The 15,756-nt window shown below is 71.3% G+C and carries 12 protein-coding genes, 1 rRNA gene, 2 pseudogenes and 1 riboswitch; of the genes and pseudogenes, 3 read left to right on the top strand and 12 right to left on the bottom strand.

What is annotated here, in order from left to right; translation table 11 throughout:
* Positions 1-147: 147 nt before the first annotated feature.
* A riboswitch (glycine riboswitch) is annotated at positions 148-253 on the bottom strand.
* A 225-nt stretch (positions 254-478) separates the two neighbouring features.
* The 3 genes and pseudogenes from AB0761_RS31690 to AB0761_RS31680 form a co-directional block, all read left to right on the top strand.
* Positions 479-871 (top strand): annotated as a pseudogene (locus AB0761_RS31690) (PRC-barrel domain-containing protein); the annotation flags it as partial.
* Positions 872-916: 45 nt separating this feature from the next.
* On the top strand, positions 917-1,648 hold the full coding sequence (locus tag AB0761_RS31685) for a YsnF/AvaK domain-containing protein (protein WP_377274438.1): 732 nt from the start codon (positions 917-919) through the stop codon (positions 1,646-1,648).
* Between the two features lie 158 nt (positions 1,649-1,806).
* A complete protein-coding gene (locus AB0761_RS31680; RefSeq protein ID WP_377272603.1) occupies positions 1,807-3,741 on the top strand; it encodes an MFS transporter in 1,935 nt (644 codons plus the stop codon).
* Positions 3,742-3,937: 196 nt separating this feature from the next.
* On the opposite strand, the gene AB0761_RS31675 is transcribed toward AB0761_RS31680, so the two are convergent.
* The 12 genes and pseudogenes from AB0761_RS31675 to rrf form a co-directional block, all read right to left on the bottom strand.
* Positions 3,938-5,443, bottom strand: coding sequence for a DNA polymerase IV (locus AB0761_RS31675; RefSeq protein ID WP_377272602.1), 1,506 nt, complete (start codon positions 5,441-5,443; stop codon positions 3,938-3,940).
* A 149-nt stretch (positions 5,444-5,592) separates the two neighbouring features.
* Complete coding sequence (locus tag AB0761_RS31670) at positions 5,593-6,300, bottom strand: vancomycin high temperature exclusion protein (RefSeq protein ID WP_377274436.1); 708 nt, start codon at positions 6,298-6,300, stop codon at positions 5,593-5,595.
* 133 nt (positions 6,301-6,433) lie between these two features.
* Entirely contained in the window at positions 6,434-7,063 is a 630-nt protein-coding gene (locus tag AB0761_RS31665; protein ID WP_377272601.1) for a MerR family transcriptional regulator, read from the bottom strand.
* A 208-nt stretch (positions 7,064-7,271) separates the two neighbouring features.
* A pseudogene (locus AB0761_RS31660) lies at positions 7,272-7,747 on the bottom strand (bifunctional nuclease family protein).
* Between the two features lie 75 nt (positions 7,748-7,822).
* Positions 7,823-8,515: a MerR family transcriptional regulator gene (locus AB0761_RS31655; protein ID WP_377274434.1), complete on the bottom strand. Its 693-nt coding sequence runs from the start codon at positions 8,513-8,515 to the stop codon at positions 7,823-7,825.
* 159 nt (positions 8,516-8,674) lie between these two features.
* Positions 8,675-9,568, bottom strand: a complete 894-nt coding sequence (locus AB0761_RS31650) for an FHA domain-containing protein (protein ID WP_377272600.1) — start codon at positions 9,566-9,568, stop codon at positions 8,675-8,677.
* A gap of 115 nt (positions 9,569-9,683) precedes the next feature.
* Complete coding sequence (locus AB0761_RS31645) at positions 9,684-10,652, bottom strand: DUF881 domain-containing protein (protein WP_377274432.1); 969 nt, start codon at positions 10,650-10,652, stop codon at positions 9,684-9,686.
* Positions 10,653-10,803: 151 nt separating this feature from the next.
* A complete protein-coding gene (locus AB0761_RS31640) occupies positions 10,804-11,136 on the bottom strand; it encodes a small basic family protein (protein WP_377272599.1) in 333 nt (110 codons plus the stop codon).
* Positions 11,133-12,050, bottom strand: coding sequence for a DUF881 domain-containing protein (locus AB0761_RS31635; protein WP_377272598.1), 918 nt, complete (start codon positions 12,048-12,050; stop codon positions 11,133-11,135). Before AB0761_RS31635 ends, AB0761_RS31640 begins: the two co-directional genes overlap by 4 nt.
* Positions 12,051-12,215: 165 nt before the next feature.
* The gene (locus AB0761_RS31630; RefSeq protein WP_377274430.1) at positions 12,216-14,711 is read right to left on the bottom strand and encodes a sugar phosphate nucleotidyltransferase; all 2,496 of its coding nucleotides are present in this window, start codon (positions 14,709-14,711) and stop codon (positions 12,216-12,218) included.
* A 99-nt stretch (positions 14,712-14,810) separates the two neighbouring features.
* Positions 14,811-15,419 carry a CDP-diacylglycerol--glycerol-3-phosphate 3-phosphatidyltransferase gene (gene pgsA / locus AB0761_RS31625; RefSeq protein WP_377272597.1) on the bottom strand — a complete coding sequence of 203 codons (609 nt, stop codon included), beginning with the start codon at positions 15,417-15,419 and terminating at the stop codon, positions 14,811-14,813.
* A gap of 139 nt (positions 15,420-15,558) precedes the next feature.
* Positions 15,559-15,675, bottom strand: a 5S ribosomal RNA gene (gene rrf / locus AB0761_RS31620).
* Positions 15,676-15,756: the final 81 nt, after the last annotated feature.

Here is a 15,756-nt window from a genome sequence, read left to right as displayed (position 1 = left end):
CCTCTGTCATCGGAACCTGAGAGCTTCACCGGCACGCCCGTGCCCGAGGGGATGCCCCGCGCCCGCGCCCGCCGGCTTGCACCGTCGGTGAGGGGCCTGCCGCCGGCTTCCGCGCCGACTGCAACCGCCCCTGCTTTCCAGAGTGACCTCGCCTGTCCGGTACGGATGCCTGAGAGATTCCGGGGAGGAGTTGCTCCTTCGGCGCCCCGTCCCCTGCGAAGCGGGGGCGCGAGGACTCTCCCGAACGGGCTCGACGGTCCCCACCACACTACCAGCGGCGCCCGCGCACACCCCTTGCCGAGGAAACGCCCGCCGCGCCGGTGCAGCCGGCTCTGCTACCCCCGAACGGCCCACCGGAATCCCAACTCGGCCCTCCCCAGGTCGACACCGGGGCCAATGTGGCTTTTCGTGTGAAATGGCGGTGTGCCCGCCTGCTACTCACCCACCGCCCCGGCCTCCCCCGGGGCCGCCGGCGCGCATGCCGGGGAACCGCAATGGAGGAACCGTGCAGACCGACATCGATCCGCGGGACCTGATCGGTCACAAAGCCGTCGACCGCAACGGGGACAAGATCGGCACCGTGGACGAGGTGTATCTCGACGACGCCACCGGACGGCCCGAATGGGCCGCGGTGCGCACCGGTGTCTTCGGCCGCGACGCCTTCGTCCCCCTCAACGCCAGCGAGTTCTCGGGCGACCAGCTGCGCGTGCCCTACGAGAAGGCGCTCGTCAAGGACTCACCCGACTTCGGTGCAGGCCAACACCTCTCCCCCGCACAGGAGTTGCAGCTCTACCGCTACTACGGCCTGGACGCTCCCGGCGGCCGGCCCACTCAGCATGCCGCACCCGCCGCGCCGGACCGGGAGTTCGGGGCGGTACCCGCCGCCAGCCCCGCACCGGACGCCAGGAGCAGTTTTATGAACGGACAGGCCCCCACCGCATCGCCCTCTTCCCAGTCGGCCTCCGACCAGTCGGCCTCGACCACCCGCCTCCAGGAGGCCCCCACGGTCGAGGTCTCACGGGCCCAGCCGCACACCATGGCCCAGGAGCACCTCGCCGCCCGCCCCGTCACGGCCGAACACACCCACGCAGCCCCCCGCTTCGCCGAGGCGGACGCCCAGTCCATGCAGTCCACGCCGGTCCGGCGGGAGTCCCCCTCCGCCACCCACCCCGGACCGTCGCAGCTGGATGTGGTCTGCCGCGAGGAGCGGGTGGAGGTCACCACGGAGTGGCATGTGCTGGGCACCGCCCGGCTGCGCAAGTACGTGGTCACCGAGGAGGTCGAGCGGCGCATCCCGGTGGTCCGCGAGCGCGTCCGCGTGGAACGGGTACCGGTGAGCGAGGCCGACCTCGCCGGGCTGAGCGAGAAGGAGATCTCCGAGGCCGTCGAGGAGGTCACCCTGCGCGAGGAGCGTCCGGTGGTGCGCAAGCGGATGGTGCCGGTCGAGCGGGTCCGCCTGATCGTGGAGCGGGTCACCCACGAGGAGGTCGTCCGCACCCAGCTGCGCCGCGAGCAGGTGAAGGTGCACGACGGCCCCGGCAGCGGGGTGGAGCGGACCGAACTGGGCGGCGGGGCCAACGAGACGCCCCACATGACGCAGTACAACGGCTCCGGGGCGGCCCAGCAGCTGGAGCAGCCGATCGCCTGACCGACGCATCCAGAGCCCGCGACCCGGTTCCGGGGTCGCGGGCTCTGCGCTGCGCGAGCTTCACCTGTTGATGTTTGACATACTTAATCAATTACCTCCATGATTTGATTCAGCACGTAAACCTTACTGAGCATGAACGAATCCTTGGAGGAACACCCGTGAGTGAGGCACCCCAGCCCACCACCACGGCCGCACAGCCCGGCAACGGACGCGTCCTGCCCGCACTCGTCCTCGCCATGCTGGCCTTCTCCGTGGTGCAGACCGCAGTGGTGCCGATCCTGCCCTCGCTGGCCAGGGAACTCCACGCCTCCGGCACCAGCATCACCTGGCTGATGACCGCCAACCTGCTCGCAGCAGCCGTCCTCACCCCGCTGCTCGGCCGCTTCGGAGACCTGCGCGGCCGCAAGCCCATGCTGCTCGTCTCCCTCACCGGACTGGTCGCCGGCTCCGCAACCGCCGTCGCCACCCACTCCTTCACCTGGCTCGTCGTCGCCCGCATCCTCCAGGGCGCCGGCGGCGGCGTCCTCCCCCTCGCCATCAGCATCGTCCGCGACGAACTCCCCCGCGAGAAGGTCACCGGCGGCGTCGCACTCATCAGCGCCAGCATGGGCGTCGGCAGCGGCCTCGGCCTGGTCGCCACCGGACTGCTCATCGAGCACTGGAGCTACAAGTCCATCTTCTGGATGGGCCTCGCCTTCGGCCTCGCCGCCCTCCTCCTGGTCGCCCTGCGCATCCCCACCGACCCCGTCGTCGACCGCAACGGCGGCGCCGACCCCCTCGGCGCAGCCACCCTCGCCGGCTGGCTCTGCGCATTGCTGGTCGCCGTCAGCCAGGGCAACACCTGGGGCTGGACCTCCGGCCGCACCCTGGGCCTCTTCGCCACCGCCGCAGTGATCGCAGCCGTCTGGGTCGCCATCGAACGCCGAGTCGCCCACCCCCTGGTCGACATGTCGATGATGGCCCGACCCGCCGTCGCCTTCACCAACCTCTCCGGCCTGCTCATCGGCTTCGGCATGTACGGCTCCTTCATGGTCATCAGCGACTTCGCCCAGACCCCCGAAAAGGTCGGCTACGGCTTCACCGCAACCGTCCTCCACGCCGGCGTGATGCTGCTCCCCTCCGCCCTCGGCAGCCTGGTCGCAGCCCCCCTCGGAGCCCTCCTGATCGCCCGCCGCGGCCCCCGCCTCCCCCTCGTCCTCGGCGGCGTCTTCGGCGCCGTCTCCATGGCCTATCTCGCCCTGCGCCACAGCGCCCAAGGCGACATCTACACCGCCTCCGGACTCTTCGGCCTCGGCGTCGGCATGGCCTACGCCGCCATGCCCGCCTACATCAACAACGCCGTCCCCGCCGAGCAGAGCGGCATCGCCAACGGCATGAACGCGGTGCTGCGCACCGTCGGCGGCGCCATCGGCACCGCCGTACTGGGCGCAGTCCTCACCGGCGACACCATCCCCGCACTGGGACTGCCCACCCTGGACGCCTACCGCCACGCCTTCTGGATCACCGCGGTCGGCTGCCTGATCGCCGCGGTCGTCCCCTTCGCCATCCGCAGCGCCCGCACCCAGGTCGCCGTCGCCGACAGCACCCCAGCAGCCACCCCCCAGGGGTCACGACCGGCGCCTGACGGGGCGCCCACAGGCCCCGGTGCCAAGGGACGGGTCACCGAGGGCCACCGCGCCTCGGGTGGGAGTGGAAGGGCATACCACCCCCACCCGGGGCGTACCACCCGCATCCTCAGGGGCGCGGGAACCCCACGCCCGCCGCTCCACCGGCGGGCGCCCGGGGTTCCCCGCGCCCCTGACCTGCGCGAGGGCACGTCCACCCGGCAGAGCCCGGAATCTCCACCGGCTGCTACGCGCGCAGCCCGCCGCGTCCACAGGGCGACCCGAGGAAGCTCCCCCGGCGGGACAGCCCCGCACCTCGGCCGGCCGCCCACGCCGACCGGGCGCACGGCATCTGTCCCGGTGAGGGATCCAAGAGGCGGCCCACCGGGCGTGCACGGCCGGGACGGCGAAGCCTCACGGCCCGGCGCGGCAGGGGAACGCAGCATCCGACCCGGCGAGGGACCGCCAGAGGCGGCACGCCGGGCATGAACGGCCGCCCCGCCCAAGGCTTGTCCGACCGTTCGCGCCGTCAAGGCGCGCGGCGTCCGGTGCAGCGCCCCTCCTCGCCGAAGGCCGGCAAGGAGGGCGCATCGCAAGGCGGAGGATCGACCCCGTACTGGGCGTACTCGATCAACTCCGACAACACAACGAGGTGCCGGGTCAGACGGGAACGGTCAGACGAGCCCTAGAGGCCCGAAGCGGCACCGAGCGGGAGGGCGGCGGAGGGGTGCAGCTCGGGGTCGTCGACCAGGAACGTCCGCACCCGACCCGGCGCCGACCCCGGGGTCTCGAAGCGGACCGTCACCCGCCCGACCCCGCTGCCCTGGACCCAGCCCGGCCCGTACTCGGTGTGCTCCACGTCGTACCCCGGCATCCACCGCCTGGCGGTCGGGGAGCCCTCCTCCTCGGAGGCGGTGAGCCGCCCGGGATGGAAGGCCCGCGGCCCGGCGGGCCCCCCGTACGCGACTTCTGCGCCCTCGGCGCCGGCATCGTCCTCGCCGGCCCCGCCCTGCCCCTCTCCGCCCTGCCCCTCTCCGCCCTCCCTCACTCTGCCCTCCCCCACTGGGCCGTCGGCCTCCTCGGCCGACCTGGCCGCCTGGGCGAAGAGATCCTCCTGGGTGAAGTCCGCCAGCCCCGACACACCGACCCCCAGCAGCCGAACCCCGCCGGTGATCTCGACCGGCTCCACCAGCCGCCTGGCCGTCTCGGCGATCACCGAGAGATCGTCGGTGGGCGCCCGCAGGGTCTCCGAGCGGGTGAGCGTGCTGAAATCGAAGCGGCGCACCTTCACCACCACCGTCCGCCCGGACCGCCCGGCCCCCCGCAGCCGCCGCACACAGCGCTCCGACAGCCGGTCCAGCTCGCGGACGATGCGGTCCCGGTCCACCAGATCCACCTCGAAGGTGTCCTCCACCGAGACGGACTTGGCGTCGCGCTCGGCCACCACCGGGCGGTCGTCCTGCCCCAGCGCCATGGCGTGCAGCGAGCCGCCGTGCGCCCTCCCCAGCAGCCGCACCAGCTCCGGCTCCTCCACCGCCGCGACATCCGCGACCGTGGACAGCCCGGCCCGACGGAGCGTCTCGGCCGTGGCCGGGCCGACGCCGGGCAGCGCCCGGACCGGCATCGGGCCCAGCACCTCCCGCTCCCGGCCCGGCTCGACCACCACCAGACCGTCGGGTTTGGCCTCCTCCGAGGCGATCTTGGCCAGCAGCTTGCATCCGGCCAGCCCCACCGACGCGGTGAGACCGGTGGCGGCAAGGATGTCGGCACGAAGATCCTCCGCCAGCGCCCGGACGAGCTCCTCGCCCTCGGCGGAGCTCCCCGCGGCCTCCAGCACCTCGCCGTACGGCCCGGCGGCCAGGTCGACGAAGGCCTCGTCCAGGCTGAGCGGCTCCACCAGCGGGGAGAGCTGCCGCAGCAGCGCCATCACCGTCTCGCTGACCTGGCGGTAGAGCTCGAAGCGGGGCACCAGATAGGCGGCGTTGGGGCAGAGCCGCCGGGCGTGGGCCATGGCCATCGCCGAGTGCACCCCGAAGCGGCGGGCCTCGTAGGAGGCGGTCGCCACCACTCCCCGGCCGCCGAGCCCGCCCACGATCACGGGTTTTCCACGCAGGCTGGGCTTGGACGCCTGCTCCACCGAGGCGAAGAAGGCGTCCATGTCCAGATGCAGGATCGTGGGCAGGGGTCGCACATCGCCGATCATCTCTCACAGGTCGGACATGTGCCGGTGCCCGGCCGCGGCGAGCGCTTGGGCCTGTTATCAGCGCTGCCTTCCGCACCCGATGGCGGCGGCTCCCGACCGCTGGCAGCCCCGCACGGCGCGGCCCCGGCGGCGCCGGATCAGCGGCGGGCGTCGGCCAGGGCCAGGGCGATACCGGGCTCGGTGGGGCCCAGGAAGTGGGGGTCCGGCCTGACCGCCGCGTCCACGGCAGCCTTCGCCGCCGCCGCGACCTCCCGTACGCCGCCGTAGTACCAGGTGACATCGTGCGGCTCGGACACGCCCACCCCGTAGGCGTCGATCCCCGCTGCCCGGCAGAGGGCGATGGCCCGCCGGATGTGGAAGTCCTGGCTCACCAGCACCGCGTGGTCGACACCGAAGATCCGGCGGGCACGGGTGCAGGAGTCCCATGTGTCAAAGCCGGCGTCGTCCACCACGATCCGCACCGAAGGGACGCCGTGGCCGCGCAGGTAGTCCCGCATCGCGGTCGGCTCGTCGTAGTCGGTGCGGCTGTTGTCGCCGGTGACCAGCAGCGCCTGCACCTTGCCCGCACGGTAGAGCTGCACCGCGGCCTCCAGCCGGTGCTCCAGGTACGGCGAGGGCTCCCCCGCGACGAGACCGGCGCCGAACACCACCCCGACCGGTTCGGCCGGCGCCGAGGCCACCGTGCGGACCCGGTCCCCCGTGCTCAGCCAGAGCCAGGTGGCCGGGGTGAGCGCCAGCACGCAGAGCGCCACCAGCACCTGGAGGGCCCTGCGGCGGCCACGCCGGGTGCTGAGCAGCCTCCGCACCCGTTCCACCGCGCCCGCGCCCGCCCGCCGAAGCCCGATCCCTCGCACCCTGCCCCCTCCGGCCGCCGCGCCGCGTGATCACCGTTCACGGCTGCTGACGCGGCAAGGGGCCCGGACGGTTCCCCGTCCGGGCCCCTTGATCGTCTGCTCGTCTGCTCGTCTGCGGTGGGGGTCAGCCGGCCCGATGGCGGCGGCGGGCCAGTTCGTCGCCCGGGTCATGGCTGAGCACGGCCTCCCCGGTGTCGGTGCGCTCACCGCGCAGCTTGCTCAGCGACCCCTCGAGTTCACGCCAGACGGCGCCGACCGCGATACCGAAGACGCCCTGGCCGCCCTGGAGCAGATCCACCACCTCATGCGGCGAGGTGCACTCGTAGACCGTGGCGCCATCGCTCATCAGCGTGATGCCGGTGAGGTCCGCGACCCCGCGGGAGCGCAGATGGGTGACGGCCACTCGGATGTTCTGCAGTGAGACCCCGGCGTCCAGCAGCCGCTTGACGATCTTGAGCACCAGGATGTCACGGAAGCTGTAGAGCCGCTGGCTGCCCGATCCCTGGGCGGGCCGCACACTCGGCTCGACCAGCCCGGTACGGGCCCAGTAGTCCAGCTGACGATAGGTGATGCCGGCCGCCGAACAGGCCGTGGGGCCGCGGAAGCCGACCAGGCCCGAGGTGGGTGCCGGATCGGACGGCAGGGGCTGAGCCGGCTGCGGGGGAACCTCCGGCACGCGTGCCTCCCAGGGGTGCCGCACCGGGTGGATGGGGCAGGAGCCACCTGCGGCTGTACTGTCGCCGGTGCTGCTCACGCCGACCTCCCGTCCACTCGTCCCCCGGAGGCCGTCGACCCCCAGGCACACTCTCGACGGTAGGCAGTCGCCAGGGGCGCGTCAACGATCGCCACGCTGGGCACGCCGGGCGAAGTCAACCTCGTGAGTGGTTTCGCGTGCCCTCAGTGTGGGTACGACTGATTGTTTTGGCAAAACGATCACTGTCTGATCGAGCCGGAACACCCGCTCACTGACTGCCGGTGCTCCCGAAATCGTCCGGCGAGATCTGGTCGAGGAACTCACGGAACTTCTCGACCTCGTCCTCCTGCTCGTCCGGGATCGCGATGCCGGCCTCGTCGAGCACACCGTCACTGCCGTAGATCGGCGTACCGGTGCGCAGCGCCAGCGCTATCGCGTCGGACGGCCGGGCGCTCACCTCGACGCCGCTGGCGAAGACCAGCTCGGCGTAGAAGACACCCTCCCGCAGATCCGTGATCCGCACCTCGGTGAGCTGCTGGCCGACCGCCTCCAGCACATCGCGGAACAGGTCGTGGGTCAGCGGCCGCACAGGCGTCATCCCCTGCTGGGCGAAGGCGATCGCGGTGGCCTCCCCGGGCCGATCCAGATGGGGAGGTACCGGTCGCCCCCTACTTCCCGCAGCAGGACGATCGGCTGGTTGGAGGGCATCTCGACCCGGACACCCACGACGTCGAGCTCGTTCACAAGAGCAACCCTATGGCCCGCGCCCCGGATATGAAAGCGCAGCCCTGCCCACCGGGCGCGGCGCAACCGGTGGGGTCACTGCGGCAGGGCATGCAGCCCCGCCTGCACCAGGGCAGCATGCAACCGCACCGACAGCGTCGCCAGCTCCCGCGCGGTGGTCTCGGCGTGGGCCCGGGTCTGCGGGTTGCGATGCCGCCGCAGCGGCGCCACCACCTGCTCCACCAGGCCCACCTCCCGGTCGGCCGCCGCCTTCACCGCCCTGAGATGGCGCGGTTCCAGACCGAATCTGCCCAACTCGGCCACCAGCCGGGCGATCTGCAGCATCTCTCCGTCGTAGCCGCCGTCGGGTCCGGAGCTGACCAGGCCGTAGGACTCCCACTCACGCAGTTCGGCCTCCTGCGCCTCGGCCGCGGCCAGCAGCTCCGCGCGGCCCAGCCGCACGCCGCCGTGGTCGGCCCCCGGGGCGAATCCGCGCTCGGCCTCCTCCACCGGTCCCGGCCGCTGGTCGGGGCCGGGCAGCGCCGGAGGTGCCTCGCCGCGGTCCAGAGCGTCCAGGTGCTCGCGGATCACCCGCAGCGGCAGATAGTGGTCGCGCTGCATCCGCAGGACGTAGCCGAGCCGCTCCACATCGGCGGGGCCGAACTTCCGGTACCCCGAGGGGGTGCGCTGCGGCTCCACCAGCCCCTCCGCCTCCAGGAAGCGGATCTTGGAGATGGTCACTTCGGGGAACTCGTCGCGCAGCAGCGCCAGCACGGCACCGATGCTCATCAGCTGGTCCCTCGCCGCGGCACGCGTCGGAGCGCGGTCCGCGGCGGGGGCCGCCTGGGCCACCACCTTCGCCACCGCCGGCGGGCGCCGGGCAGCGATGTCGCCCCGTACTCCTGAGTCACTGGGCACGACTGGGTCTGCTCCTCCCGGTTGGGCTGCTCAGAACCCCCGGTGACCGGCGAAGAACACCAGCCGGTACTTGCCGATCTGCACCTCGTCGCCGTTGGACAGGGTCCACTCGTCGATCCGCTCGCGGTTGACATAGGTGCCGTTGAGGCTGCCCACATCGGCCACGGTGAAGCCGGTCTGCGTCCGGCGGAACTCCACATGGCGGCGGGAGACGGTGACATCGTCCAGGAAGATGTCGCTCTCCGGGTGCCGCCCGGCGGTGGTCACATCCGAGTCCAGCAGGAAGCGGCTGCCGGAGTTGGGCCCGCGCCGCACGATCAGCAGCGCGGAACCGGCGGGCAGCGCGTCGATCGCGGCCAGCACCTCCGGGGACAGCGCAGGCTGGCTGCCGGTGCCGGTCGCCTCCGGGTCGTAGGACTCCAGGCCGGAGATGGAGATGGTCGAGGTGGTCTCGGCGGGCCGCTCCGCCGGCTGGCCGCCGCGCAGCGGTGCCCCGCAGTTGGAGCAGAACCGGGCGGCCTCCGGATTGTGGTTGCCGCACCGGGTGCACACGGTCGCAGCCATGGCGTTCGCAGCCTCCTGACGGGGGCCGCCCGGCTGGGCAGCGGCCGCGTAGGGATTGGGGGCGAACCCTCCACCCGAGGTTGAGGGTCCCGCGTCGAAACCTATGCGCGGCCCGCCCGAGGGGTCAACCGACGCGCCGTACGCACCACTGCGACCACCCGCACCGCCGCCAGAGCCGTCGCCCTGGTCGCGGAAGAGCGGGCGCTCCCCGGCCTGGGTGGCGAACTCCTCGCCCTGCGGGGCACCCCGCATCCCCGGCACCCCGCCGGGCTCCTCACCGGCGCGGCGGTGCCTCGCCGTGGGCGCCTCAGCGGCGCCTCGGCGGGCGTTGCGGCCGAACAGCTTCGAGAACAGGCTCACGGGCGAATCTCCTTGTAAGCGACAGACCCGCCCGCGGGGCGAGGTGGGGTGGTCGAATGACAGTCTGACGGACGCACCTGCCGCCGTCGGCGGCGGGGGCGCCCGAAGTGACCGTTCATGGCTGCGTCGGCCGAGCGTACTCAGGCGCCTTCGGCTGGATCAAGGCATCCACAGTGATCTTGTGCTCCTCGGCGATGGTGGCCGTGGCCTGCTCCTTCTCCAGAGTCTGCACCACACCGCCAGGGATGTTGAGGGCCGGCTGCAGATCCTGAGGATTCCCGATCACGGTGAAGACATAGGGCTGCGACACGCTTTTTCCGTCGATCTGCACGCCACCCGACGACGGGTCGGTGAAGTAGGTGTCCGCCACCACACGCACACTGTTGATCTGAATCGCCTCCGCCCCCGCCGCTCGAAGCTCCTGCAGCGTGTCCAGCAGCATATCCGCCTTCACATGGCCGGAGGGGTCCCTGATCGTCAGCGTGATCCCGGGCCCGGTCGCCTTGACGGTGCCGGCCAGGACACCGAGCTCGGCCTCCTTGCGCTGGGTCTGCTGCTGCGCCTCCTTGGCCTGGTTGGAGCTGGTCTCCAGCTGGGCCAGCGACTGCTCCAGCTGGTGCTTCTCCTCCTGGAGCCGCTGCTGGCGGGCGTCCAGCTCGTCCAGGATGCGCACCAGGTCCTCCTGGCGGGCACCGCGCAGCTGGCTCTGGTCGTTGGTGGAGCTGACCTGGATGGCGAGGCCCAGCCCCAGGGCGAAGAGCAGCAGCGCCACCACCAGCTGGGCGCGCGAGAACCTCGGCGGCCAGGTCGCCGACAGCAGCCTTCGCCGCCCGTCCCCGGGCGGGGTGCCGCCGCCCTTCCCGACCGGTCCGGGCTCGCCGGCCTCGCCGGGCTCCCGCTGCTCCGGGTCGCCCGGCCGCGAGGGGCCGCCGAGCTGCGACGGGCCACCAGGCTGCGACGGGCCACCGGGCTGCGCCGCGTCCTCGGCCTGGCCGGGCCGCCGCGGCTCCTGCGAAGGCGCGGGCTGCTCCGGCTCCCGGCCCGCTCCCGGCCGCTGCCCGGCCGATCGGTCCGGTACCTCCATGGGCTCGCGCGCGCCGGACGCTCCCGGGCGCCCCGGGGGCGTCTCCGCGGCGCCGTCCCCGCGCCCCGGCTCGCTCTCGTCCTGACTCACCCGTGCTCCTGCCCGGCCGTTCCGTACGTCGTCACTGCGTTCATCGGTCGCTGCCGGGCCGTCAGGCCCGGAAGACATGGCGACGGATGGCCGCCGCGTTGGAGAAGATCCGGATACCGAGCACGACCACCACACCGGTGGACAACTGGGAACCCACACCGAGCTGGTCGCCGAGGAAGACGATCAGGGCCGCGACGACCACATTGGACAGGAAGGAGACGACAAAGACCTTGTCGTCGAAGATCCCGTCCAGCATCGCCCGCAGACCGCCGAACACGGCGTCAAGCGCCGCCACCACGGCGATCGGCAGATAGGGCACGACCGCGTCGGGCACCTCGGGCTGGACCACGAGTCCCAGCACGACCCCGATGACGAGCCCCAGAACGGCAATCACGGTGTTGCTCCTCCTGTCCCAGCTCCGGCCGGCGAGGCATAGCGCAGCGTCACGCCGGCCGCGGCCGGCACGTCGACGTGCCCCTGCACCGAGATGTCCGCCCGGATCCCGTAGTTGTCCTGCAGCAGCTTGAGGTAGCGGCCCCCCACGCCGGCCTGGAAGGCCGAGCTGAGCTGCGCTCCGTTCCCGATCGACAGCACCGTGTACGGCGGCACCAGCGGCCGGTTGTCGACGAGTATCGCGTCCCCCGCGGCGCGGATCGCCGAAAGTGCCGTCAGCCGCTGCCCGTTGATGGAGATCGCCTCGGCCCCTGCTTGCCAGAGGCCGTTGACGACCAGTTGCAGATCGCGGTCGCGGACCCGGCCGCTGTTGCCGAAGCCGCCGTCGTCCCTGGGGTTGGTGCCGCCCTCGACCGTGCCTGCCTCCGGTGCGTCGTTGACCACCAGTTTCACACCCGGTCCGGAGGCGGCGACCGTCCCGGCCAGCACTCCCAGTTCCTGGAGCCCGCGGTCCGCGCCGGTCGACCTGAGCGCCTGCTGCTGCGCCGTGCTGACCCGGGAGCGCAGCTGCTCGATGTCGTGCTGGAGACGGTCGGCCGAGGAGTCCGCGGCATTGATCCGGTCGATCAGCTCCTGCCGCTCCTTGGCGAGGGTCGGCGCGGCCTCGTGCGCCTGCACTCCGCCGACGGTGATCACCACCGCCGCCAGCGCCAGCCCGAGTCCGACCACCAGCCGCCCGCGGGCTGCGGACGGCATCCGGCTGGTGCCGTACTGGCCCCGGCTGCGCGCCGCCTCGGCATAGCCGTCGTCAAGGCTGTGGTCCATGACACTGGTCAGCAGCGACATGGAGGCGTCCGGACGCGCGTACCGCGCATCGGGCTCTCGGGTCGTCCGCTTCTCCGGCATGCGGGACATCGTCGCATGTCGTCGGGGGTCCGATTGCACAACCCCCGAGACAGGCAACCCGATCGGCGACACGATCGTGACAAAGCCGCCGATACGCGCAGGCCAACGCCCGGCCAAGGGCAGCCGACGCTGCGGGAACGCCGCTCACAGCGTTCCCGCAGCGCCGGCCCGGCTCTAGCGGCCCGCGCTCTCCACGACGCTCGCCCACTCGTCCAGCAGGGCCTGGGTGGAGGCCTCGTCCGGCCCCTCGGCCCACAGATGGGTGACCGCCTCCGCCGGGTCCGGCAGCACCATGGTCCAGCGGCCGTCCGGCTCCACCACACGGACGCCGTCGGTGGTGTCCACCTGGCGGTCACCGGCGGCCTCGACCACCGTACGCATCACCATGCCCTTGGCCGACCACGGGGTGGCCAGATCCCGACGGTGCACATGGGCCTTGGGGATACGGGCATCGATCTGACTGAGCGTCAACTGGGTGCGGGCCACCAGACCCATCAGCCGCACAAAGGCCGCTCCCCCGTCGAAGACCCCGCTGAACTCCGGCACCACGAAGCCGCCCCGCCCGTCCCCTCCGAAGACGGTGCCCTCGGCCGACGACGCCCGGGTCAGGTCGTCCGGCGAGGTCGTGGTCCACAGCACCTGGGTGCCGTGGTACGCCGCCACCTGCTCCGCGATCCTGGTGGTGGTGACCGGCAGGGCCACCCGTCCGCTGCGCCGCTCCGCGGCCACCAGGTCGAGCAGCACCAGCAGCGCCCGGTCGTCCTCGATGATCCGGCCCCGCTCGTCGACGAAGGAGATGCGCTCCCCCACCGGGTCGAAGCGCACCCCGAACGCCGCCCGCGAGGAGGCCACCATCTCGCCCAGGCGCACCAGACCCGCCCGCCGGTCCTCGGCGGTCTCGGTCGGGTGCGTCTCGTCCAGTCCGCCGTTGACGATGAGCGCCTCGACCCCGAGCCGGCCCAGCAGGCTGGGCAGCACCAGGGAGGCGCTCCCGTGGGCCGCGTCCACGACCACCTTGAGTCCGGATTCGGCCACTCCGCTGATGTCCACGGCGCGCAGAAGCGTTCCCGCGTAGGAGTCGAAGACCCGGGAGGAGGAGGTCAGGTCGCCGATCTCGCCGGGGAACGCCCGCCGGTACTCCTGACGTGCGTACACCCGGTCCAGCTTGCGCTGTCCGGCCTGGGAGAGGTCGGCGCCCCGCTCGTCGAAGAAGAGGATGTCGACCGAGTCCGGGACCCCCGGCGTGGTGCGGAGCATGATCCCGCCGGCGCTGCCGCGTGCGGTCTGCTGGCGTGCCACGGGCATGGGCACGTTCTCCAGGTCCCGCACATCGATGGCACTGGTCTGCAGAGCGGAGATCATCGCCCGCTTGAGGGCACGCGCACCGCGGGAGTGGTCACGGGCGATGGTGACGGTGGCACCCTTCTTGAGGGTGGTCGCATAGGCACCGGCCAGGCGGACGGCCAGCTCCGGAGTGATCTCCACATTGAGGATGCCGGACACCCCACGGGCCCCGAAGAGGTGCTCCTGGCCGCGCGACTCCCAGATGACCGAGGTGTTGACGAAGGCGCCGGCCTCGATCGTCTTGAAGGGGTACACCCGGACGTTCCCGGCGACGATCGACTCCTCCTCGATGAGGCACTCGTCGCCGATCACAGCGCCGTCGTCGATCCGGGCGGCCCGCATCACATCGGTGTTCTTGCCGATCACACAGCCGCGCAGATTGCTCTGCGGCCCGATGTAGACGTTGTCGTGCACCACGGCCTTGTGCAGGAAGGCCCCCCGCTTGACGACCACATTGCTGCCGAGCACCGTGTGCTCGCGCAGTTCCACCCCGGCCTCCACCTTGGCGTAGTCACCGACGTAGAGCGGGCCGCGCAGCACCGCCTCGGGGTCGACCTCGGCGCCCTCCGCGACCCAGACACCCGGCGAGATCTCGAAGCCGTCGATGTCGACGTCCACCTTGCCCTCGAGGACGTCGGCCTGGGCCTTCACATAGCTCTCGTGGGTACCCACGTCCTCCCAGTAGCCCTCGGCGATGTAGCCGTAGATGGGCTTGCCCTCCTTGAGCAGCTGCGGGAAGACATCGCTCGACCAGTCGACGGACTCGTCCGCGGCGACATAGTCGAACACCTCCGGCTCCATCACATAGATGCCGGTGTTCACGGTGTCCGAGAACACCTGCCCCCAGGTGGGCTTCTCCAGGAAGCGGTCGACCTTGCCCTCGTCGTCCACGATGGTGATGCCGAACTCCAGGGGGTTGGGCACCCTGGTCAGGCAGACGGTGACGAGTGCGCCCTTCTCCCGGTGGAAGCGCACCAGGTCGGTGAGGTCGAAGTCGGTGAGAGCATCGCCCGAGATGACCAGGAAGGAGTCGCCCTTGAGGGCGTCCTCCGCGTTCTTCACGCTGCCGGCGGTGCCCAGTGGCACCTCTTCGTTGGCGTAGGTCAGGCTCATGCCCAGTTCCTCGCCGTCACCGAAGTAGTTCTTGACCAAAGATGCGAGGAACTGCACGGTCACCACGGTCTCGTTGAGACCGTGCCGCTTGAGCAGCCTCAGGACATGCTCCATGATCGGCCGGTTCACCACCGGCAGGAGCGGCTTGGGCATGCTCGAGGTCATCGGGCGCAGGCGAGTGCCCTCGCCTCCGGCCATCACGACGGCCTTCATGTCGGGTGCGTCCTCCTTCAGGGCTGTGGACATCAGTCCGTCCGGCTGTCCGAGCTCCCCCTGCCCAGGCGCCACATCCGCCCCGAACGACGCAACGGATCAGCCGGCCGCGGTGTCCGCCTTCAGGATCCGGCGGACCTGCACCGCGTACAGAATCCCTGCCCACCAATAGAGCGTTGTACCCCACCAGGCGAACGCCCATCCGAAGATTGACGCCGCATTGCCGAGCCAGTCATGCCGGTCGCTGAGAAGGAGTAGCGGGAATGCGTACATCAGGTTGAAGGTGGCGGCCTTGCCGAGGAAGTTCACCTGGAACGGACCGTAACCGCTTCGGCGCAGGATGAGAAGCATCACGGCCATGAACAACTCACGCAGCAGCAGAATCGCCGTCAGCCACCAGGGGATGATCTCCCGCCAGGTGAGGCCCACCAGTGTGGAGAGCACATACAGACGGTCCGCCGCGGGGTCCAGGATCTGTCCCAGCCGGCTGATCTGCCCCCACTTCCGCGCGAGCTTCCCGTCCAGGTAGTCGCTCACCCCGCTCAGCAGCAGGATCAGCAGCGCCCACCAGTCGCAGTTCGGGCCGTCGAACTCCGGCCAAAGGATCAGCCACAGGAACAGGGGCACGCCGACAAGGCGAGCCATGCTCAGCAGATTGGGGATGGTGAGGACGCGGTCGGTCTGGACGCGCGTCTCCTGGACCTCCACCCGGGGGCCTCCTGTCCGGGGTAGCGATGGTGCACGCCGACTTTACCCGGCCTTGGCTCCGGGCCCTACGGCGGCCCCGTCTCGGGGCATGCGTGAGGGCCCCGCAGCCGACGGCTGCGGGGCCCTCACATCAATGATTGTTCGGCGGCGTCCTACTCTCCCACAGGGTCCCCCCTGCAGTACCATCGGCGCTGTAAGGCTTAGCTTCCGGGTTCGGAATGTAACCGGGCGTTTCCCTCACGCTATGACCACCGAAACACTATGAAACTCTCAACCCAACCCCCGAAGGGGCAGGGTCGGTCGTTGTTTCAGAACAACACAGTGGACGCGTAGCAAC

The sequence above is a fragment of the Peterkaempfera podocarpi genome (genome assembly GCF_042466665.1).
Classification (GTDB): Bacteria; Actinomycetota; Actinomycetes; order Streptomycetales; family Streptomycetaceae; genus Peterkaempfera; species Peterkaempfera podocarpi.
Note: the sequence above shows the minus strand (reverse complement) of the source record. Positions and strands in the feature narration are given on the sequence as shown.